Annotated in this window: 18 protein-coding genes and 1 tRNA gene; 8 read left to right on the top strand and 11 right to left on the bottom strand. The window is 67.4% G+C overall.

All coding sequences use genetic code 11. From position 1 onward, the window contains the following. Window positions 1-5 precede the first annotated feature (5 nt). The 8 genes from rsmA to msrB all read right to left on the bottom strand — a co-directional run bounded on the left by rsmA (window position 6) and on the right by msrB (window position 10,683). On the bottom strand, window positions 6-884 hold the full coding sequence (gene rsmA / locus D7006_RS04455) for a 16S rRNA (adenine(1518)-N(6)/adenine(1519)-N(6))-dimethyltransferase RsmA (protein ID WP_237355702.1): 879 nt from the start codon (window positions 882-884) through the stop codon (window positions 6-8). After that, entirely contained in the window at window positions 881-1,945 is a 1,065-nt protein-coding gene (gene pdxA, locus D7006_RS04460) for a 4-hydroxythreonine-4-phosphate dehydrogenase PdxA (RefSeq protein WP_237355703.1), read from the bottom strand. The genes rsmA and pdxA overlap by 4 nt, the downstream gene beginning before the upstream one ends. Before the next feature lie 92 nt (window positions 1,946-2,037). Next, window positions 2,038-2,946 (bottom strand): SurA N-terminal domain-containing protein, encoded by a 909-nt coding sequence (locus tag D7006_RS04465; RefSeq protein ID WP_237355704.1) that lies wholly within the window; start codon window positions 2,944-2,946, stop codon window positions 2,038-2,040. Between the two features lie 98 nt (window positions 2,947-3,044). Continuing rightward, on the bottom strand, window positions 3,045-5,471 hold the full coding sequence (locus D7006_RS04470) for an LPS-assembly protein LptD (RefSeq protein ID WP_237355705.1): 2,427 nt from the start codon (window positions 5,469-5,471) through the stop codon (window positions 3,045-3,047). Between the two features lie 110 nt (window positions 5,472-5,581). Continuing rightward, complete coding sequence (lptG, locus tag D7006_RS04475; protein WP_169124455.1) at window positions 5,582-6,679, bottom strand: LPS export ABC transporter permease LptG; 1,098 nt, start codon at window positions 6,677-6,679, stop codon at window positions 5,582-5,584. 2 nt (window positions 6,680-6,681) lie between these two features. Continuing rightward, window positions 6,682-8,013 carry an LptF/LptG family permease gene (locus D7006_RS04480; RefSeq protein WP_237355706.1) on the bottom strand — a complete coding sequence of 444 codons (1,332 nt, stop codon included), beginning with the start codon at window positions 8,011-8,013 and terminating at the stop codon, window positions 6,682-6,684. A 140-nt stretch (window positions 8,014-8,153) separates the two neighbouring features. Beyond that, complete coding sequence (locus tag D7006_RS04485) at window positions 8,154-10,265, bottom strand: S9 family peptidase (RefSeq protein WP_371745035.1); 2,112 nt, start codon at window positions 10,263-10,265, stop codon at window positions 8,154-8,156. Further along, on the bottom strand, window positions 10,240-10,683 hold the full coding sequence (msrB, locus tag D7006_RS04490) for a peptide-methionine (R)-S-oxide reductase MsrB (protein WP_229646679.1): 444 nt from the start codon (window positions 10,681-10,683) through the stop codon (window positions 10,240-10,242). The genes D7006_RS04485 and msrB overlap by 26 nt, the downstream gene beginning before the upstream one ends. Window positions 10,684-11,205: 522 nt before the next feature. Between msrB and D7006_RS04495 the strand changes: the two genes are divergently transcribed. Then, a complete protein-coding gene (locus D7006_RS04495) occupies window positions 11,206-11,619 on the top strand; it encodes a MucR family transcriptional regulator (RefSeq protein WP_169124459.1) in 414 nt (137 codons plus the stop codon). Between the two features lie 89 nt (window positions 11,620-11,708). Here the strand turns inward: D7006_RS04495 and D7006_RS04500 are convergent, their stop codons facing one another. After that, a complete protein-coding gene (locus tag D7006_RS04500) occupies window positions 11,709-13,322 on the bottom strand; it encodes a phosphoenolpyruvate carboxykinase (protein ID WP_169124460.1) in 1,614 nt (537 codons plus the stop codon). A gap of 184 nt (window positions 13,323-13,506) precedes the next feature. Beyond that, window positions 13,507-14,223, bottom strand: a complete 717-nt coding sequence (locus D7006_RS04505) for a HugZ family protein (protein ID WP_237355708.1) — start codon at window positions 14,221-14,223, stop codon at window positions 13,507-13,509. Between the two features lie 287 nt (window positions 14,224-14,510). Between D7006_RS04505 and D7006_RS04510 the strand changes: the two genes are divergently transcribed. The 7 genes from D7006_RS04510 to D7006_RS04540 all read left to right on the top strand — a co-directional run bounded on the left by D7006_RS04510 (window position 14,511) and on the right by D7006_RS04540 (window position 20,243). Then, window positions 14,511-15,209 carry a response regulator transcription factor gene (locus tag D7006_RS04510; RefSeq protein ID WP_029557293.1) on the top strand — a complete coding sequence of 233 codons (699 nt, stop codon included), beginning with the start codon at window positions 14,511-14,513 and terminating at the stop codon, window positions 15,207-15,209. Window positions 15,210-15,240: 31 nt separating this feature from the next. After that, on the top strand, window positions 15,241-17,001 hold the full coding sequence (locus D7006_RS04515) for a sensor histidine kinase (RefSeq protein WP_237355709.1): 1,761 nt from the start codon (window positions 15,241-15,243) through the stop codon (window positions 16,999-17,001). 56 nt (window positions 17,002-17,057) lie between these two features. Continuing rightward, window positions 17,058-17,459, top strand: coding sequence for an HPr kinase/phosphorylase (locus D7006_RS04520; protein ID WP_237355710.1), 402 nt, complete (start codon window positions 17,058-17,060; stop codon window positions 17,457-17,459). 108 nt (window positions 17,460-17,567) lie between these two features. Beyond that, window positions 17,568-17,969, top strand: coding sequence for a PTS sugar transporter subunit IIA (locus tag D7006_RS04525; RefSeq protein ID WP_024277703.1), 402 nt, complete (start codon window positions 17,568-17,570; stop codon window positions 17,967-17,969). Next, entirely contained in the window at window positions 17,938-18,321 is a 384-nt protein-coding gene (locus tag D7006_RS04530; RefSeq protein ID WP_371745036.1) for an HPr family phosphocarrier protein, read from the top strand. Before D7006_RS04525 ends, D7006_RS04530 begins: the two co-directional genes overlap by 32 nt. 183 nt (window positions 18,322-18,504) lie before the next feature. Continuing rightward, on the top strand, window positions 18,505-19,989 hold the full coding sequence (locus D7006_RS04535) for an ATP-binding protein (protein WP_169124464.1): 1,485 nt from the start codon (window positions 18,505-18,507) through the stop codon (window positions 19,987-19,989). Window positions 19,990-20,166: 177 nt separating this feature from the next. Beyond that, a tRNA-Arg gene (locus D7006_RS04540) sits at window positions 20,167-20,243 on the top strand. A gap of 393 nt (window positions 20,244-20,636) precedes the next feature. Here D7006_RS04540 and D7006_RS04545 read toward each other — a convergent pair. Further along, window positions 20,637-21,683, bottom strand: coding sequence for a DMT family transporter (locus tag D7006_RS04545; RefSeq protein ID WP_237355711.1), 1,047 nt, complete (start codon window positions 21,681-21,683; stop codon window positions 20,637-20,639). Between the last annotated feature and the right edge of the window lie 53 nt (window positions 21,684-21,736).

Consider the following 21,736-nt stretch of genomic DNA (forward strand, 5'->3'; position numbering starts at 1 on the left):
CCGCCTCACTTGAGCGCGGAGAGCGCGCCGAACTGGCGGCCGACGCCCTCGGAGAAGGCGTTGGCCAGACGAACGAAGCCGGCGACGTCGATCTCCTCGGCGCGAGCGGTTTCCTCCACGCCGGCGGCGGCGAGCAGGGCCTGCGCATCGACGCCGAGGGTCTTCAGGCTCTGGCGCAGCATCTTGCGGCGCTGGCCGAAGGCAGCTTCCGTGACCTTTTCCAGAGCCGACAGCGCACAGGGCAGGGGCTCCGGGCGCGGCACGAGATGGATCACCGAGGACGTCACCTTCGGCGGCGGCACGAAGGCGGAGGGGGCGACGTCGAAGGCGATCCGCCCCTTGGTGCGCCAGCCGGCGAGCACCGCGAGGCGCCCGTAGGCCTTGGAGCCGGGCTCCGCGACGATCCGCTCGGCCACTTCCTTCTGGAACATGAGGGTGAGGGAGGAAAACCACGGCGGCCACGGGTCCGTGGAGAGCCAGCCCACCAGCAGCACGGTGGCGATGTTATAGGGCAGGTTCGCCACCACCCGCGCCTCGCCCTCGCCGATGAGGGGGCGCACGTCCACCTTCAGTGCGTCGCCCTCGATCACCTCGAGCCGGCCGGGATAATGCGCCGCCACTTCGGCCAGCGCATCCATGCACCGCCGGTCGCGCTCGATGGCGATGACGCGCTTGGCACCCAATGCCAGGAGCGCGCGCGTCAGGCCGCCCGGACCCGGACCGACCTCCACCACCGTCACATCCTCCAGCGGCCCGGAGGCGCGGGCGATGCGGCCGGTGAGGTTGAGGTCCAGGAGGAAGTTCTGCCCCAGCGACTTCTGCGCCGAGAGGCCATGCCGGCGGATGACGTCGCGCAGCGGCGGCAGATCGTCGAGCGCGCTCATGCGCGCGCCAGCGCGGGAGCGGAAGCCGGGCGCGCCGCCGCTTCGGCATCGGCCAGCCGGCGCGCGAGCCGGAGCGCCGCCATGAGGCTGGACGGATTCGCGCGGCCCGTGCCGGCGATGTCGAAGGCCGTGCCGTGGTCCGGCGAGGTGCGGATGAAGGGCAGGCCGAGGGTCACGTTCACCCCGTCATGGAAGGCGAGGGTCTTGGCCGGGATCAGCACCTGGTCGTGATACATGCCCACCGCCGCGTCGTAGCGCGACCGCGCCTCGGGGTGGAACATGGTATCGGCGGGCAGGGGGCCGGTGGCGAGGATGCCCTCGCGCTTCAGCGCCTCCACGGCGGGCCGCACGATGGCCTCGTCCTCGCCGCCGAGCGTGCCCTCTTCCCCGGCGTGGGGATTGAGGCCGCAGAAGGCGAGGCGGGGGCGGGCGATGCCGAAGCGGCGCGCCATGTCGCGGGCGACGATGCGGCCGGTCTCCACCAGCAGGTCGATGGAGAGCAGGGCGGGGACGTCTGCATAGGGCACGTGGATGGTGGCCGGCACCACGGCGAGCTGCTCCGACCAGATCATCATCACCGGATGGGGGGCCGGACGGCCCGGCCCGGCGGCGCGGTCGGCCAGCCATTCGGTGTGGCCGGGGAAGGGGAAGCCGGCCTCGTACATCACCGACTTGGCAAGCGGATTGGTGACGAGGGCTGCGGCCCGCCCTGATGTCACGAGGCCGAGGGCGGCCTCCAGGCTCGCCACCACGCAGGCGGCGGAGGACGCGTCCGGCCGGCCGGCACGGCCGGTGAAGGTGGGGCCGGCGGCGAACACCGGCAGGGCATTGGCAAAGTGTGCCACCGCGCCCTCGGGGGTCGTCTCCACCAGCGGGATATCGAGGTTCAGGAGGCGGGCGCGGGCGGTCAGCGCGGCGGGATCGCCAGCGACGATGAAGGCCGGGACGGTTTCCGCGCCACCCTCAGTCCCACGACGGCGCAGGAAGGCGGCGAGCGCGACGTCGGGGCCGATGCCGGCCGGATCGCCAAGGGCGAGAACGAGGGGAGAGGCGGCGGGCATCAGGGGTTCGTCAGCAGCACGGGTTCAGCGACCGGCGTGGGCGCCGGCCGACCATAGCACGCAAGGACGGGCGCAATGCACGCCCGTTCCGGTCAGCGGCGGTATTGGATGAGGGACTGCTTGCGCAGCTCGGCGAGGAACTTCTTCGATTCGGCGGTGAACTGGCTGGAGGTCAGCTCGTCCTTGATCTCGCGCTTCTGCGAGCTCTCGCCGCGCACCTCGCGCTTGCCGCACATGGCAAAGGTCTCGACCCCGGCCTGGGCGACCTCGGGCGGGGTCAGCCTGCCGATTTCGGTCTTGTCCAGAATCTGCTTGAGCTGCGCTGGAATCTCGGAGGACAGGCGGGTCACCTTGGGGCGCACCACCACTTCCTTCATGGACTTCACCATCTGGGCGCCGCCGTCGCAATCGGTGAATCGGGCGCGCAGGGCGTTGGCTTCCGCCAGGCGCGCCTGATGCGTGCTGGCATTGCGCGGCACCACGAAGACGATCGGCATGAGGGTGTATTCGGTGGCGACCATCTGGGTCTCGCCGCGCTTCTGCAAAGCGGCGATCACGTCGGCGTCGCGGATGTTCACCGTGCCGGAGCGGGCGCGGACATACTGGCCCCAGACATAGTCGGCGAGCAGCTTCTGCTTGAACGTGCGGTCGTCGAGGCCCTGCTGTTTGAAGCCTGACGAGAGCTGCTCGGGCGTGCGGCCGGACCGTTCGGCCACCGAGGCGAACATGCGGTCCACGTCCTTCTGGTCCACGTCGAGCTTGAGACGCGCGGCCTGCTGGATCTTCAGTCGTTCGTCGATCAACTCCTCCAGCGCGTCCTTGGCGCTGACGGGCTTGCGCTCGATCATGTTGTGCAGGAGCTGGCGCTGCGAGACGTCGTAGCTCGTGATCGGATCGCCGTTGACGAGGACCACGATCTGCTGCGCATGGGCCTGCGTTCCCGAGGCAAGCACGGGAAGGAGGAGGGCGGCGGCGAGGAGAAGAAAGCGTACGAGCGGCATGGTCCTGTCCGGGGGGCTGCCTGCGACTTTTGTCTTCATCCTGTGGCGGCAATGCGGCTTCGCGAACGTGGCCTTACCGTTCGCGGCCGCAGCCGGCATCAATTCGAGGATTCGGAGCCGAAGCTGGTGGAGAAGCCGCCTTCGCCGAGGGTGCGCAGGCCGATGCGGAACATCACCTTCGTCACCGGCGGCGAACTGGGGCCGTTGATGGTGTAGTCGGAGATGTAGTTGAGGGCGAGGGTGAAGCAGTCGTCGATATAGCTGAGGCCGACGAGGGTGTAGTCCACCTCGCCCGCTGTAAAATCGTAGCGGACGGCGCCCCGGACCGCCCAGTTGTCGGTCAGCTTGTAGGACGCGTTGGTGTAGATACCCTCGCGCTGCTGATAATAACCGAGCAGAGGCTGGGCCTCATAGCGGCCGTAGGTGACGGCGACGTTGAACTTGTCGATTTCGGCGCGCGCCTGCAGCTCGAAGCGCTGCATGGAGAAGTTCTGCTCGTCGAAGCGGAAGCGGGTCACGAATTCGAGATATTTGGTCGGCGAGTAGCCGAACTTGGCGATGTAGTCCGAGGCCGAGGTCTCAAGGCCCGATTCAAGGCCGGTGTTGGCCATGTCGCCGTAGGCGTAGGAGTTCTTGCCGAACAGGTTATAGGACTGGCCGATGACGGCGGTGAACAGGCCGGCGCCATTGATGGCGGCGGTGTAGGTCACGCCGAGGTTGAGACGGCTGCCACCCTCGACCCGGTCATATCCGGAATATTTGTTGATCTCGAAGAGGTTGGTGTCGTCGAACACCAGGCTCTGGGCGTCCTCGTTCGGGAACTTGCCAATGTTGCTCTCGTTCGGGCGGATGATGACCTGCGCCCGCGGCTCGATGGTTTGGGTGCCCCAGCTCTCCGCCGAGATGAAGGGATATTTATAGTCGACGCCCACCGCAGGCATGGCGCGGATGAGGTCGTCGCTGCCGGACTGGAGCGGGTTCTGGCCGGGGAAGGTGGGGCCGAACTGGTAGCTCGCGGGCAGATAGGAGGTGTTGACCGAGGCCACGTCCACCCGTGCCGTGACGAACGGCGTCCACTGCTGGCCGAGGGAATCGGTGATGGTCTTCTTCCAGTAGACTTCGCCGGACAGGCGCGTGTAGTCGCCCGGCGCGCCGCGCAGCAGGCATTCCTTGGCGTTCGGGCTCCACAGGGTGCAGGCCCCGGTGGGCACACCCGTGCTGCCGACGGCGGAGGTGAGTTCGGAGGTCCCGATGAAGTCGGCCTGCTGGCGGGTCAGGCTGGTGAGGTTGACCTTGAACCCGGCCTCGCCGCCCCAAAGGGCGTTGTTGAACACCTTGTCGTAGTTGAGCGTGCCGACGATGGGCTGGCGCGCCTGGTCATCCGTCACGGCGAGGCCGAGGAAGTAGAGGCCGCGCAGGTCAAAATACGAGCGGTCTCCCTGGCCCGTCAGGTAGACGGTGGAGGTCTTGGTGGTGGTGGTGTCCGGGATCAGGTTGTAGTCGCGCAGGAAGGCGCGGTCGGACGCGACGGTGGCATCCCAGCCGAAGGTCCAGAACTTGTTCAGCGCGAAGGCGCCGGAGCTTTCCACCGCGCCGCGGTCCTGGCGATAGCCCGGCAGCACCTCGGTGATGCCATTCGAGGTGGTGATGAAGTCCTGCGGGTTCTGCTGCACGATGCCGGCGGCGCGGATGGTGTAGCTGCCGTTGATGAGGCGCTGGCGCCATTCGCCCTGCATCAGCAGGCCCTGCTGGGTCACAATGGCCGGGGTGAGTGTCAGGTCGCGGTCGGGCGCGATGTTCCAGAAGAAGGGAATGGAGACGCCGTAGCCGATCTGGCTCGAGGAGAAGAACTCCGGCATTAGGAAGCCGGTCTTGCGCTTCACCGTCGGGTCGGGCGACGACATGTACGGGAAATAGGCCACCGGCAGGCCGAAGAACTCGACCCAGGCGTCCTCGTAATAGACCATCTTCTCGTCGTCGTTGTGGATGATCTTCTTGGCCTTGATCTGCCACAGCGGAGGCTTAGAGGGGTCGTCCTTGCACGGCTCGCAGGCCGTGTAGATGCCGTTCTGGAACACCGTGATGTTGCCGTCGGTCCGGTCGGCGCGGACGGCGGCGAAGTGGGTGTTGTCCGGCGTGTCGAGGCGCAGGGAATCGATAAAGCCCTGCTTGAAGTCCTGGGTCAGCTGCAGCGTGTCGGCAGTGACGATCTTGCCGTCCTTGTCCTTGAGGCGGGCATTGCCTTCCGCGCGCAGGGTGTTGGCCTTGCGGTCCAGCACCACGCGGCGCGCCTCCAGGGTGGAGCCGTCATAATAGATCTGGACGTTGCCGACCGCCGAGACCGTGTCCTTCTGGTAGTCGTATTCAAGCTGGTCGGCCGTCACCAGCATCTTCTGGTTCGGGTCGAGCTGGCGCGCGGTGAGGATATTGCTGCCCGGCGTCGTGTTCTGGCTGGCGGCCGGCTGGGTCTGCGCACGGGCGCTCCCCATCGGCGCGAGGAGGGCGACGAGGCCGGCAAAGATCAAGCTGAAGGCGGCAGCCGAGGAGGCGCGTCGAGACGCGCGACCACCCGTTCCCCGCGCAGCTGCGCGAAGGCCCCTGGCAGTCATCCCTACGGCGGGGGGATGCCCGACCGTCATCCGTCCTCCCGGTGCAACAGAATGAGCGCCCCCAACAAAATCCCGGTCACTGCAGGAAACCACGCAGCAGCAACGGGATGAACGATTCCCGCCTCACCGAGGTCCTCGGCGAGCTTGGTCCCAACATAAAGCAGAAAGCCCGCAAGCACGCCACCGAGAATCGTCTGGCCCACCCCGCCGAAGCGGAACACGCGGAGGCCCACGACCGCGGCAATGAGGACCATTGCCACCAGCAGAAACGGCTTCGCGAGAAGGCTCTGGAGCTGCAAGCGGTATTTTTCCGCGCCGAAGCCGGATTGTTCTGCACTGCGAATAGCCGACGGGAGTTGCCAGAACGACACGGTTTCCGGGGCGATCAGCGAATCCTGGACCTGCTTGGGGTCCAGCTTCGTGGCGATCATGTAGGTATCATAGGAAGCGAGGTCGAGGCCCGGGACGAGCACCTTGGCGCCGGTAAGAATCCATGCACCATCTCCCAAGGTTGCAGATTTCGCCTCCACACGCTCCATGAAGTTCCCGGCCGGATCGAACTCGAAAATCACCACGCCGGAGAGCACGCGGCCGCCCTGGCGGGAGGACTGCGCCTGGATGATGGACTGGCCGTCCACGCTCTGCTGGCGAATCCAGAATTCCTTCTTCCCCTGGGTAAAGCCAGGGGTGCCGCCGCCGCTGGCGAAGATGTCGCCCTCGATCTGGTTGGCCCGCTCCTTGAAGTCGGCAGAGATCGGGTTGAACACGCAGGTGGCGAAGACGCCCACCAGGAAGGCCACCAGAACCGGCGGGGTGATGAACTGCCAGACCGAAAGCCCCACTGCCCGCGCCACCACCAGTTCCAGCCGGCGGGACAGGATGACGAAGGTCACCATGCCGCCGAACAGCACGGCGAACGGCAGCAATTGCTCGGTGAAGGCGGGGGCCCGGTAGAGGGTGAGCAAAGCCAGCAGGCTTACCGTCACCTGATCGCGGTCGGCCGTACGCCGCGCCATCTCCAGGAAGTCCACGAGCACGATCAGCGTGACGCAGGACAGGAAGATGACCGCCACTGCATGCGCGAAGCGGCGCGCGAAATAGAAGCCGAGGATGCGTCCGATCATCGTCAGGCGGCCGCCCGCCGCGAGAACCGAGCCCGGATGGAATCGATGAACGCGGTCAGCGCCGCTGGCGGGGCGAGGCGGATCCAGCCTTGCAGCACCATGGCGCAGATGATGACGGTGACGACGGGCAGCGCGTAGATCAGCGGCACCGCCGCGGCATTGGCCTTGAGCTGGCCGGCGATGGCGAAGTTGCCGATCTGCACCAGCCCCATGGCCGGGATGATGGCGGTGAGCGCGGCGCCCCGGCTCTGGCGGGTGGTGCGCGGCTGGGCGAGCGCCGCGGCGGCGATGGCGAAGAAGGCCATGGGATAGAGCCCCGCGGACAGGCGCTTGTGCAGTTCCTCCCGATACCGGCCGGGGAAGAATCGCACGTACATGTCCTCGGGCGGCGGGTTCATCACATAGGTGAGGGGCCGTTCCATGGGCTTGATGTCCACGCCCTTGTTGTCCGGCGCCAGCGACGAGAGGTCGAAGGCGTAGCGCTGGAACTCCACCACGGAGGAATTGGCGGCCTTGCTGTCGGAGCGCCCCTGCTTCTGGTCGCCGGCTGCGGGAGCCGCGGCGGCCGGCGCTGCCGGCTCGGACGCCTTGGCGGCCTGTCCACCGGAATTCTGCGCGGCGAGCTTGGCACGGGCGGCGGCGCGGGCCTCTTCCGGCGTCGGCTGGGGCGTCGCCTCGGTCTTCCACAGGTCGCCGCCGCGCCGGTGAATGGAGCCGTTCTCCAGCACCAGGAAGATGCCGGCCTTGCTCTCGACGATCTGGCCGCGATCCGCGAGGTAAGTCGAAACCTCCTTCTCGCGGGCGTCATTGATGAAGATGCCGCGCATCACGCCGTTGGCGGAGCGCTCGCGCACGTGGAATACGAGGCCGTGCGTCAGGTTCACGAAGCGGCCGGGCTGGGCGACGAAGGACACCACGTCCGCGCGCACCTTGGTCACCTGCTCGCGGAAGCTGGTGAGGCTGGCCGGCACCACATGGACCGCGAGGGAGGAGCAGAACAGGGACACCAGGATGGCCAGCAGGATGAGCGGGCGCAGCAGGCGCCACGGCCCCATGCCGGCGGCCGCCATCACCACGATCTCGCTGTCGCCGTTGAGTTTCAGCAGGGTGTAGGCGGTGGCGATGAACAGGGCGGCTGGGGCGATCACCAGCACCAGCGTGGGCATGGTGAGGCTGGTGATGGCGATGAAGGCGAGGATGGTCTGGCCCTGGCTGGTCACCAGGTCGAGCTGGCGCAGGGCCTGCGTCGCCCAGATCATGCCGGCGAGCACGACCACGACCCCCAGGAAGGCGACAGCCGCCGTGGAGAAGATGTAACGATCCAGACGGCCCATCACAGCATGCCTTACAATGCGCGGAGCCGCCCCCTCACTCGCATGTCGATCGACAGCGCGCTCTGGATAGCCGGAAGCCGTCCGCCGCGCAAATGCCGATGGGGAACTGCCCGGCTTCCGTCTGTGAATGGCCGCGCGGCTCAGCCGGCGCGGCCAACCGTTCTCAGGGCGAAGAGGTAGACCAGCGCCACCTCGTCCAGCCGGTCGAACCGCCCGGCCGCGCCGCCATGGCCCGCATCCATGTTGGTCCGCAGCAGGATGGGCCGCTCCCCGGTATCGGCCGCCCGCAGCCGCGCCACCCACTTCGCCGGCTCCCAATAGGTCACGCGTGGGTCGGTGAGCCCGGCCAGGGCGAAGATGGAGGGGTAGGCCTGGGCCGCCACATTATCCACCGGCGAATAGGCCCGGATTCGCTGGAAGGCCGACTCGTCCGCGATGGGATTGCCCCACTCCGGCCATTCCGGCGGGGTGAGGGGCAGGGTGTCGTCCAGCATGGTCGTGAGCACGTCCACGAACGGCACCTCGGCGACGATGCCGGCGAACAGATCGGGCCTGAGGTTGGCCACCGCCCCCATCAGCATCCCGCCCGCCGAGCCGCCCTGGGCGACGATGCGTTCGGGCTGGGTGAAGCCTTCCGCGACCAGATGCTCGGCGGCCGCGATGAAGTCGGTGAAGGTGTTGGTCTTCTTCGCCAGCTTCCCGTCGGCATACCAGCGCCAGCCCTTGTCCGTGCCACCGCGGATATGGGCGATGGCATAGATGAAGCCACGGTCCACCAGCGAAAGACGGTTGGTGGCGAAGCCGGCGGGAATGGTGATTCCATAGGCACCGTAGCCGTAGAGCAGCAGCGGCGCGGAACCGTCGAGCGGCGTGTCCTTGTGGTAGATGAGCGAGACCGGCACGGTTTCGCCGTCCGGCGCCGGGGCCATCAGGCGGCGCGTCACGTAATGCGCGTGGTCGTGGCCGGAGGGCACCTCCTGCCGCTTCAGCATCTCGCGCCGGCGGCTCGCCATGTCATAGTCCCACACCTCGGACGGCGTGGTCATGGACGCATAGGTGAAGCGCAGCTGCGTCGTGTCGAAGGCGTATCCCGCCGACATGCCCAGCGCATAGGCCTCCTCGTCGAAGGCGATGGCGTGTTCCGCGCCGTCGGCGAGCGACCGGATGACGATGCGCGGCAACCCGCCCTCGCGTTCCAGGCGCGCCATGTGGCCGCTGAACACCGTGTGGCTGAGGATCATGCAGCCCGGGCGATGCGGGACGAGATCGCTCCAGTGCTCCCGCCCCGGCGTGGCGACGGGGGCCGTGGTGATCTTGAAATCCTCGGCGCCGTCCGCATTGGTCAGGAAGATCAGGGCATCGACGCCGCAAAGGTCGGGATGGTGCTCCACCTCGTAACGCACGCCCTCGGTGCGGGGCGCGATGCAGCGCGGGGTGGCGGCGGCGTCATTAAGGTCCAGAAGGTGGACCTCCGACGTCTCGTGATCGCCGCAGGCAATCAGCCCGTAGCGGCGGGACTGGGTTTCGCCCAGCGAGACGAAGAAACCCTTGTCGGGCTCCTCGTAGATCAGCGTGTCCGTCTCGGGCGCGGTGCCGATGACGTGCCGGAAGACGAGGGACGGGCGGTGCTCCGCATCCCGGCGAATGTAATAGAGCACGCTGCCGTCGGCGCTCCACAGGAGGTCTCCCGTGGTCTCCTCGATGGCGTCGGGGAGGTCGGTGCCGGTCGCGAGGTCGCGGACGCGAAGCGAATAGAGCTCGGAGCCGGACGTGTCGGCGGAATAAGCGAGGCGGCCATGGTCGCTGCTGTGCCGCCAGTGGCCGAAATGGAAATAAGCCTTGCCCTCGGCCTCCTTGTCGCCGTCGAGGAGGATGACTTCCTCACCGTCCGGCAGAGCCTTGCGGCAGGCGAGGGGGTGCTGGCCCCCCTCCCGGTGGCGGGAATAATAGGCGAAGGGGCCGTCCGGCGCGGGCACGGAGGAATCATCCTCCTTGATGCGCCCGCGCATCTCCGCGACCAGCTTTCCCTTGAGGTCTCCCAGCGGCGCGAACCAGGCGTCCGCATAGGCGTTCTCGGCCTCCAGATAGGTCCGGATGTCGCCGTCGAGCACGGAGGGATCGCGCATGACGGCGCGCCAGTTGTCGGCGCGCAGCCAGGCGTAGTCGTCGGTGAGGGAAATGCCGTGGACGTTGCGGGTCGACGGACGGCGAGGGGCGCGCGGCGGCTCAGACGCCACGGTCTGCCCCGTCATCCGTCTTCAGGGAGAGGGCGGTGCCGTTCATGCAGAAACGCAGGCCTGTCGGCGCCGGGCCATCGGGAAAGACATGGCCGAGATGGCTGTCGCACGATGCGCAGCGCACCTCGATGCGGCGCATGCCGTGGGAGACGTCCTCATGGGTCACGACCGCCTCCGGCGAGACCGGCTGGAAGAAGCTGGGCCAGCCTGTGCCGGAATTGTACTTGGTCTCGGAGCGGAACAGCGGCGCGCCGCAGGCGACGCATTCATAGAGGCCGGCGCGCTTCTCGTCCCAGTACGGGCCGGTGAAGGCACGCTCGGTGCCGGCCTGACGGGTGATTCGGAACTGCTCGGGCGTGAGGCAGGAGCGCCATTCGCTTTCGCTCTTCACGACCTTGGTGTGGTCCGCGTCGGAAGGGGCAGAGGTGGACATGGAAGAACCCCGGTCTGATTTGTCGCAGAGGTAGGCATTCCATATGGCAACGGCAAGGCTGCGCCGATCACATGACCGCGGGCGGACCGGGAAGGGGCGCTGCGGCGCGGCCGCTCTTCTGCGCCGCGGCGGGGAGGGTCGGCAGTGCAGATCTGCGATATCGCGACAACTGACGAAGATGAGCCGTATAGCCGAAATATCGGTTGCAAAGTCGAAAGTGCGAAACTAACACGGTCTTATAGCCGTCTTCGCAGCATCCGTGCGCGGGCGACTGTTCAGGGTACGTACACTGTCCGGGGTTCGTACACTGTGTCTCTGCGGACGAGCGCGGCGGGGCGCCGCTAAAGCGTCCCGGTGGCGTGTCGCGTCTTGGTGGCGCCTTGTCAGCACTGGGCTCCACCTTGCTCGCACCCACCGACTTCTCCCGCTCCACCCGTCGATTGCATGTCCTGATCGTTCGGAAGCGCGAAACCTGACCGACGGCGCATTTTTCTCAAGCCATCTCAACGCGAAGCAGGTCCCATGAGCGACACCACGGAACAGACGGCCTTCATCGAGCTCGCGACGGATATCATCTCCGCTTATGTCGGCAACAACACGGTTGCCGCCACCGAGCTGCCGGCCCTCATCAACGACGTCTTCCTCGCGCTCACGCGCCTTGGCACCGGCGAGGCGCCGGCCGACGCCGAGCCGCTGAAGCCGGCGGTGCCGGTGAAGCGTTCCGTGCATCCGGACTTCATCATCTGCCTGGAAGACGGCAAGAAGTTCAAGTCGCTCAAGCGCCACCTGCGCACGCGCTACGACATGACCCCCGAGCAGTATCGCGAGAAGTGGGGCCTGCCGGCCGACTACCCCATGGTCGCGCCCAACTATGCCGCCGCCCGCTCGGAGCTTGCCAAGCAGATGGGCCTCGGCCAGCAGCGCCGCCGCGGCTGAAGCGCCCCCATCGGAAACGGGAAGGCCCGGCGCAGCGCGCCGGGCCTTTGTTTTTAAAGCCTTCGCTGCTGAAGCCTGACGCGGGCCGCTCACTCGGCGGCGATGCGCACCTGCGGCTGGGCATCGCGAACGGCGGCGTCCACATGGGTCTCGAAGCGGGCGAAGTTCTCGCGGAACATGTTCACCAGCCGCCGCGCGGTGGCGTCGAAGTCCGCCTTGTCCGCCCAGGTCTTGGACGGATAGAGGATGTGCGGCTCGATGCCCGGGACCGAGGTCGGCACCTCGAAGCCGAAATAGGGGTCGGTGCGGAACGAGGCGCCCTTGAGCGAACCGTCCAGCACCGCTGTGAGCAGCGTGCGGGTGACCTTGATGGGCATGCGCCGCCCGGTGCCGAACTTGCCGCCGGTCCAGCCGGTGTTCACCAGCCAGCAGTCGACGCCGTGCTCGGCGATGAGGTCACGGAGCAGGTTGCCGTAGACCGAGGGGTGGCGCGGCATGAAGGGTGCGCCGAAGCAGGTGGAGAAGGTGGCCTCCGGGTCCTTCACGCCCTTCTCGGTGCCCGCGACCTTCGCCGTGTAGCCGGAGAGGAAGTGATACATGGCCTGCGCCGGGGTCAGCCGCGCGATGGGCGGCAGCACGCCGAAGGCGTCGCAGGTGAGCATCACCACATTCTTCGGCTGCCCCGCGCGGCCTGTGGGGCTGGCATTGGGGATGAAGGCGAGAGGATAGCAGGAGCGGGTATTCTCGGTGAGGCTGCCGTCGTCGAAGTCCGGCACCCGCGTCACCTTGTCCAGCACCACATTCTCCAGCACCGTGCCGAAGCGGTTGGAGGCGGCGAAGATCTCGGGCTCGGCCTCGGCGGAGAGGCGGATGGTCTTGGCGTAGCAGCCGCCCTCGAAGTTGAAGACGCCGTCCTGGCTCCAGCCGTGCTCGTCGTCGCCGATGAGCGTGCGGTTGGGATCGGCGGAAAGCGTGGTCTTGCCGGTGCCCGACAGGCCGAAGAACAGGCAGACATCGCCCGCGTCCCCGACATTCGCCGAGCAGTGCATGGGCATGATGCCCTTTTTCGGCAGGATGTAGTTGAGTGCGGTGAACACCGACTTCTTCATCTCGCCCGCATAGGACGAGTTGCCGATGAGCACGATGCCGCGGGTGAAGTCCACCGCGATCACCGTCTCCGAGCGGACCCCGTGGCGTGCCGGGTCGGCCTTGAAGGACGGCAGGTCGATGATGGTCATCTCCGGCACGAAGCCGTCCAGCTCGGCCCGTTCGGGGCGGCGCAGCATGGTGCGGATGAACAGGGAGTGCCACGCGAACTCGGTATAGACCCGCACCTTGATGCGGGAGGCCGGATCGGCACCGCCATAAAGGTCCTGCGCGAACAGGGTCTTGTCCTCGGCTTCCTTCAGGAAATCCTGATACAGCGTCTCGAACTGCTCCGGCGTGATCGCGCCGTTATTGTCCCACCAGACCTCGCCCTCGGTGGTGGCGTCGCGCACCACGAACTTGTCCTTGGGGCTACGGCCGGTGTGGGCGCCGGTCTCGGCCATCAGCGCGCCGCCGGAGGACAGGTGCCCTTCCTTGTGGGCCAGCGCGTGCTCGTAGAGCTCGGGCTCCAGAAGATTCCAGTGGACCGCCGTAAGATGCTTGAGGCCGAAAGTGTCCGCGCCGCAGGCGCTGTTCCGGTGACCGGTTTCGAGCACGGAAAATCCTCCACAGTTCCCGCCGGCGTGACGCCGGCATTCATCCGCCTTCCCGCTCTCGTAGAGTTATGCGGGAGGTGTCGGGCCGGGGATGTCTTTGCGCATCCCTCGAAGCCGCGGCGAGCAAGCTAGAGGGAGTTCGCCGCCAAGGAAACTCCGACAAACGGAGGCTAAACGTTTAAGTTCAGGCCGCAGTTCCGCGACGCGCGTCATTGACCAGCTTCACAAGTTCTTGCCGCACCGCAGCAAGGTCTTCCACCCGCTTGGTAAAGTCGAGGCGCCGCACGAGATTGTCGCAGATCAGCTCGCAGCCCTCGGGATCGAGGGAAAGCATCCGCCAATCGCCCTCCGGCGCGCCGAGGAGCACGGTGGCATAAAGCTTCACGGCGTCGGCATGGTCGGCATTCATGTGCTCGATGACGCCCGCGGCTCCCTCGGAGAGCGCTTCCGCCCCCTGCCAGCCGGTCAACAGCTTCTCCCCCGGCACGTCCACGATGCGGCCGAAGCCCTCGACCAGGTGCGCCTCGGTGATGTCGATGGCGTAGAAGGCGAAATCCGTGAAATCCGCATATCCCGCCGCGGCCGCATGCCGGGCGAGGTAGCGCGCGCGGACCTCCGGGGCAGGGGCGGGGACGATGCGGCCGATGAGGCTGGCGCGGGGCGCGTTCAGCGGGTCCGCGGCGCCGGCCGCCGAGACAAGGAGGGAGACGCGGGCATCGCCCGCAATATTGCGGGTGTGGCGGGCGAGGCGGGAGATGAGCAGAGTCGGCCGGCCCTCGGGGTCCGTGGAGATGGCCACCAGCGAGGCGTAGGGCGCGCCGTCACCCTCCAGCGTTGCAAGGGCACCGAAGCGAGCCTCGCGCACGAGATGGCGGACTGCGGTCGCGGACGGCTTGGTCATGGTCTCCTCCCACGGGACGGTGCCACGATGCTCCGGCGCGGCGGGCGGGCGCAAGAGGCCACACGCCCTATCGTAAGGCGGCCGGGGAAGGAAAAGCTTGATTAAGCGTATTCGGCAGCCGCCATTTGGTGTCGGTGGAGAATCCCGCTAATTTGCATCGATCGAGTCTTGTGTGTCACATTTCGGCCACGCGAACGCGGTTCACCGCAGTGAGCGGCCGCAACAGATGGTCGGCTTGAAGGCCCGTGTTCAACGGACCGCTTTCCGGACGGCTTTAAAGAGGTGTCATGCCCACGATCGCCCTCGTCGACGACGACCGCAACATCCTGACCTCGGTCTCCATCGCTCTGGAGGCGGAGGGCTACCGCATCGACACCTACACCGACGGCGCCTCGGCCCTCGACGGGTTCAAGACCAACCCGCCGGACCTCGCCATCCTCGACATCAAGATGCCCCGCATGGACGGCATGGAGCTGCTCCGCCGCCTGCGCCAGAAGACCGACATGCCGGTGATCTTCCTCACCTCCAAGGATGAGGAGATCGATGAGCTTTTCGGCCTCAAGATGGGCGCCGACGATTTCATCAAGAAGCCGTTCTCCCAGCGCCTGCTGGTGGAGCGGGTGAAGGCGGTCCTGCGCCGCGCCGGTGCCAAGGACGGCGCCGCCCCGCGCGAGGTGGACAGCGCCAAGGTTCTCGAGCGCGGCAACCTGCGCATGGACCCCGAGCGCCACACCTGCACCTGGAAGGCCGAGCCGGTGACGCTCACCGTCACCGAATTCCTGATCCTCCAGGCGCTTGCCCAGCGCCCGGGCGTCGTCAAGAGCCGCAACGCGCTGATGGACGCGGCCTATGACGATCAGGTCTATGTGGACGACCGCACCATCGACAGCCACATCAAGCGGCTGCGCAAGAAGTTCAAGTCGGTGGACGATTCGTTCGAGATGATCGAGACCCTGTACGGCGTCGGCTACCGGTTCAAGGAGTGATCCGGGCCGCGCGCGGCAGGTTCGGCACCAAATGACGGTCGAGACCAACGAAGCGCCGCTGGAGCGCCCGAGCGAGCCGGCGGGCATTCTCGCCACCGTTCGGCGCGTGCGCCGCTTCGTGGCGTTCAAGGGCTTCTCGTCGCTCACGCGGCGCATCGTGCTCCTGAATCTCGCCGGCCTGTGCGCGCTGGTCTCCGGCATCCTCTATCTCTCGGAATTCCGCTCCGGCCTCATCGACGCGCGCATCCAGAGCCTTTTGGTGCAGGGCGAGATCATCGCCGCCGCCATCGCCTCCTCGGCGCAGGTCGAGACCAACGCCATCACGCTCGACCCCGATCGCCTGCTGGAATTGCAGGCGGGCGAGAGCTACGGCCCCGAGGACGGCTTCGCGCCGCTGGAATTCCCCATCAATCCCGAGCGTGTCGCCCCGGTGCTGCGTCGCCTCGTCGGCCCAACCCGGACCCGCGCCCGCATCTATGATCGGGAAGGCCAGCTGCTGCTGGATTCCCGCTCGCTCTATTCCCGCGGCGAGATCCTGCGCTTCGACCTGCCCTCGCCCAACGAGCCCAAGCCCGGCTTCCTGGAGCGCGCCTGGCTCGGCGTCCAGCTCTGGCTCGGCCGTGGCGATCTGCCACTTTACCGCGAGATGGGGCCGCAGTCCGGCAAGAACTATCCGGAGGTCGCCTCCGCGGCGCTCGGCACCAAGGCCAGCGAGGTGCGGGTGGATGAGCGCGGGCAGGTGGTGGTCTCGGTCGCCGTCCCCATCCAGCGCTTCCGCGCCATTCTCGGCGTGCTGCTGCTCTCCACCCAGAGCGGTGAGATCGATGCGGCGGTGAAGGCCGAACGCTTCGTCATCGTCCGCGTCTTCCTGGTGGCGGCGGCGGTGATGGTGCTGCTCTCCGTGCTGCTCGCCGGCACCATCGCCGATCCCGTGCGCAAGCTCGCCGCCGCGGCGGAGCGGGTGCGGCGGCGCATCAAGACCCGCGTGGAAATTCCCGATTTCACCGCCCGCGCCGACGAGATCGGCCACCTCTCCGGCGCCCTGCGCGACATGACGAGCGCGCTCTACAACCGCATCGAGGCCATCGAGAGCTTCGCGGCGGACGTGGCGCACGAATTGAAGAATCCGCTCACCTCCCTGCGCAGCGCGGTGGAAACGCTGCCGCTCGCCAAGACCGATTCCTCCCGCTCGCGCCTGCTGGAGGTGATCCAGCACGACGTGAAGCGCCTCGACCGCCTGATCTCCGACATTTCCGACGCCAGTCGCCTCGACGCCGAGCTGCAGCGGCAGGAAGCCGTGACGGTGGACCTGAAGCAGCTTCTGGAGATGGTGGTGGGCCTCGCCCAGGACGTGCGCAAGGACGACGGCGTCAGCGTCTCCCTCTCCTTTGATCGCGCGGCCGGAGCGCCGCAGGACTACAACATCGCCGGTCATTCCTCGCGCCTCGGCCAGGTGGTGGACAATCTCGTGTCCAACGCCCGCTCCTTCTCGCCGCAGGGCGGCTCGGTGCGCGTCACCTGCCGCCGCCTCAAGGACGGGGCCGAGATCATGGTCGACGACGATGGGCCGGGCATCCGCCCCGATGCCCTCTCGCGCATCTTCGAGCGCTTCTACACGGATCGCCCGCACCAGGGCTTCGGCCAGAATTCCGGCCTCGGCCTCTCCATTTCGCGGCAGATCGTCGAGGCCCACGGCGGGCGCATCTGGGCCGAGAACCGCACCGCCACCGATCCCGACGGCACCCCCCATGTCACCGGCGCCCGCTTTGTCGTGCGCCTGCCCACCGGCTGATCGTGACCGGGGCCGCACCGCCCACCATCCATGCCAGCTGCGTCGCCGTGGGGGACGTGGGGCTCCTCATCCGTGGTCCGTCAGGCTCCGGCAAATCCACGCTGGCCCTGAGCCTCATCCTCGATGGCCCCCGCGCCCTCCCGCCGGCCGAGCTGGTCGCGGACGATCGGGTGGTGCTCACGGCCGAGAATGGTATCCTGATCGCTCGGCCGCCGCCTTTGCTTGCAGGGCTCATCGAGTTGCGCGGTATTGGTGTGCGGCGGATGCCCCATCGCGCTTACGTCGCAGTGCGGCATGTGGTCGATCTCTCGGCACCGGAAACGGCGCGCATGCCGGATGCGGCCGAGCTTCAGGAGCAAATTCAAGGCATTGAAATCCCGAGGACTCCAATCTCTGCCTTGGCCTTGGCACCTGTCATAATCGCTTGCATTCTCAAAACTCGAGCTTACGAAAACTAAATGTGCTTTTGTGCGTTGCACCCCTTGCGTAATTTTTGAGCCGCTCTGAATATGGCCGTCCCGCAGCGCGGGAGGCCTTCATCAGGGGGAGGTGAGGGCGGAGGAAGCATGATCGGTCTCGTCCTCGTCACACACGGCCGTCTGGCAGACGAATTCTGCTCCGCTCTGGAGCACGTGATGGGCCCGCAGGCCCAGATCGCCGCTGTCACCATCGGTCCAGAAGACGACATGGAGCGGCGGCGTCAGGACATCATCGAGGCGGTGGATCGCGTGCGCACCGGCGACGGGGTGGTGATCCTCACCGACATGTTCGGCGGAACGCCCTCGAACCTCGCGATTTCGGTGATGAACACGCCCGACGTCGAGGTGGTCGCGGGCATCAACCTGCCCATGCTGGTCAAGCTCGCCAAGGTGCGTGGGGAGATGCCGCTGGCCCAGGCCGTGGACGTCGCCCAGGAAGCCGGTAGGAAATACATCAATGTCGCAAGCCGCGTCCTCTCCGGTAACTGAGCTGTTCGCCGACGCCAGTTGCGAGGCGGGCGGCTGTTCCGACGATCCCGCCATCGCCTGCGGCCGGCCTATCGCACCCGAAGCGCTGGTGCGCGTTCTTCCCATCATCAACAAGCGCGGCCTCCACGCTCGTGCCTCCGCCAAGTTCGTGCAGACCGTGGAGCGCTTCGACGCCATGGTCACGGTGTGCCGCAGCGGCGAGGCGGTGGGCGGTAATTCCATCATGGGCCTGATGATGCTCGCCGCCGGCCCCGGCACCTGCGTCACCGTCACCGCCACCGGCCGGGAGGCGTCCGACGTGCTCGAAGCCCTCGGCACCCTCGTCAGCGGCCGTTTCGGCGAGGAAGAGTAGGGCACAAGCCCCGCGCCCGTGCAGTGACGGGCAGGCAAGCGAAAGCGCTGCCGTTTCGGCCGTTTACCTCAAATTGAGGTTGCTCTGGCCGGTTCCCCGATGGTTGCCTATGTCTTAACGCTGATCCCTTCGTGCAATGGGCCCGAGGGATCCGGGACGGGCCTTCCCCCCGTATCAGATACGATGTTCGAGCCGAGGAGCCATAAGCCCGAGGAGGCACCGGCGCCCAAGCGCACCCGGTGGAGCCTCGGCTTGTCGGCAAAGCTGCTCGCTTTGACGGTGGCGGTGGTGGCCACGGCGGAGATCGCCGTGCTGGTGCCGACCATCGCCAACTACCGCATCGCCTGGCTGTCCGACCGCCTCGCCGCCGCCCGTACCGCCGCCCTTGTGCTCGACGCCGCGCCGCAGGATGGCGTGACTGTCGATATGACCCGGGAGCTGCTCGACAGCGTGGGCGCCAAGGTGATCGTGGTGAAGCGGGAAGGCACCCGGCGCCTGCTCGCCGCCTCCGACATGCCCCCGGAAGCGGACGTGCATATCGACATGCGCGAGACCACGCTCTGGAGCGCGGTGCATGACGCCTTCGACACGCTCATCGCCGACAATGGACGCATCCTGCGCATCGTCGGCGAGCCGCCGCGGGGGGCGGACTTCATCGAGATCGTGCTCAGCGAGACCCCGCTGCGCGCCGCGCTGCTGCGCTTTGCGGCCACGGTGCTGCTGATCTCGCTTGCCGTCGCGGTGGCGGCGGGCGTGCTGGTCTATGTGAGCCTCAACTGGCTGTTCGTGCGCCCCATGCGCCGCCTCACCGAGCGCATGTCGGCCTTCCGCGAGGATCCGGAGGATGCCTCCCGCATCATCGTGCCCTCCGGCCGCTCCGACGAGATCGGCACCGCCGAGGAGGCGCTTGAGGAACTGCAGCGCGCGCTCTCCCACACCCTGCATCAGAAGAGCCACCTCGCGGCGCTCGGCCTCGCCGTGTCCAAGATCAACCACGATCTGCGCAATCTGTTGTCCTCGGCGCAGCTGCTCTCGGATCGCCTTGCCTCGGTGCCGGACCCGACCGTGCAGCGCTTTGCGCCGAAGCTGCTCGCCGCCCTCGACCGCGCCATCCATTATTGCGAGCAGACCCTCTCCTACGGTCGCGCCAAGGAGCCCCTGCCGGAGCGGCGGGATGTGGAGCTCGCCCATCTGTTCGAGGAAGTGCGCGAGACCCTCGGCCTCTCGGCTGGCGGCAGCGCGGGGGTCGGCTGGGTCGTGGACGTGGAGCGCGGCCTGACCGCCGATGCGGATCCCGACCAACTGTTCCGGGTGATCCTCAACATCACCCGCAACGCCCTCCAGGCGCTGGAGGCGCGCGCCCCGCTCGATCCCGAGCGCGACCAGATTCGCGTCCGCGCCCGCCGCAAGGGGCCGGTGGTGGAGATCGATCTCAGCGATACCGGTCCCGGCATTCCCCCGGCGCGGCGGGAGCATCTGTTCGAGGCCTTCGTCTCCTCCGCGCGGCGCGGCGGCACCGGGCTCGGCCTGCCCATCGCCGACGAACTGGTGCGGGCGCACGGCGGCCACATCCACCTGCTCGACACCAAGATCGGCACCGCCTTCCGCATCACCATCCCCGACCAGCCGGAAAGCCGGCACCACCGGCGCGAACGCATCCGTGCGTAATGGGTGCGAGTTTTCCACAAGGCGCGCTGTTTCCGGCCCGCCTCGTGCGTGATGCAGGACAGGGGCCTTGCACCCTCCGATAAAAAGGGGTAGCAGACGGGCCTCGCGGAATTCCAAGCCGCGAACGCCCCGGAAAGCTCCCCGCTTTCCCGACCGGTTCGCCGGTCCAGGGCATAGGCGCCGGTAGCTCAGCTGGATAGAGCACCAGACTACGAATCTGGGGGTCGGGAGTTCGAATCTTCCCCGGCGCGCCACCTAAATCCAAAAAAGATAATTTCACGCCCGACAGGTCGCGGGAAGGCATAGTCGTGCCGTCGGGCCATCTCCGGTCATCGCCAACGCTCGTCGATGGAGGTGAGCACGGGTGGGTCCGGCCCGATGGCTGTGCCAGTCCACGCTCACCACATGCTGGAAGGCAACGCGGATCGCGAACCGGCGAAGACGTAGTCGGCGAACATCGATGATGACGGGCGCCGTCCGCGGCCCGACGAAGCGGCCGAGTTGCGCCACGGCGATTGCGGTGTTTGAAGGCACGAGCCGCCATAAGCGGGACGGGATTAAGGCTGGCGCCTCAAGGGGCAATCGCGGAAGCCTATTGATGCCAGATCAGACGGACCGGCGATCCGCGCGCGACCCTGTCGCAGACGTCACACGCCGTGTCCGTGCCTATGGTGGATGTCGGGGTAATGCGGATGCCGGTGCACCATCGGCGTGTGCCGGTGCCGATGGCTGTGCGGCTCGCCGGCCGGGATGCCCGCATCGTGGGCGTGTTGGTGGTGAGCGTCGTGGCGGTGGCGGTGTTCGTGCTCCAGCGCCTCGTGGGCGTGCTCGTGCTCATGCTGCTCGGAGAGGTGCAGCCAGAGGCCGAGCGCCATAAAGAGGCCCGCGATCACCAGCTGGGACGTAATGGCCTCGCCGAGCAGGACGATGGCGAGCTCCGCGCCCACGAATGGCGCGAGCGAGAAATAGGCGCCGGTGCGCGCTGTGCCGAGATGGCGCAGTGCGAGCACGAACAGGGCGAGGCTGACGCCATAGCCGAAGAAGCCGACCACGGCAGCCGCGGCTACGGCCCCGGCAGAAGGGAAGGCCGCCCCGTGGCCGAGCGCGATCACCAGGTTGATGGTTCCGGCGATCAGGCCCTTCAGCATGGCGATCTGCACGGGGTCGGCAGAGGAGAGCCTTCGGGTGAGGTTGTTGTCGATGCCCCAGCACAGGCAGGCGCCGGCGATTAGTACGGCGCCGAGGTCGAGCGTCGCCCGGCCCTGCCATGACAGCAGCGCCGCGCCGGCGAGGATGGCGAGCGCGCCCAGAAGGAGGCGCCTGTCCACATTCTCGCGGAAGGCGATCCAGGCGATGACCATGGTCGCCACACCTTCCAGATTGAGCAGAAGGGAGGCGCTCGCGCCATCGGTCCGGGCGAGGCCGAACATGAGCAGCAGCGGGCCGAGGACGCCGCCTGTGAGGATCACCAGCGCGAGCCAGGGCAAATCGGTCTGCCGCAGCGGCGCCTCCACCGCCGGCAGCCGGAGCGCGGCCCGGGACAGGTGGACGGCGGCGAGGCCAGCGCCTGCTCCGAGATAGAGCAGGCCGGCCATCATCCACGGGTCGACGGCGCCGAGAAGCAGCTTGGCGAGCGGCGTGCTCGCGCCGAACAGTCCAGCCGAGATGAGGGCAAAGACGATACCGAGCTTCACGAGGCGCCCCTATCCTGTCCGGGCAGTGCTTCGCCTCAGCGCCTGAGATACTT

The organism is Xanthobacter sp. YC-JY1 (assembly GCF_021730305.1).
Lineage (GTDB): Bacteria > Pseudomonadota > Alphaproteobacteria > Rhizobiales > Xanthobacteraceae > Xanthobacter > Xanthobacter flavus.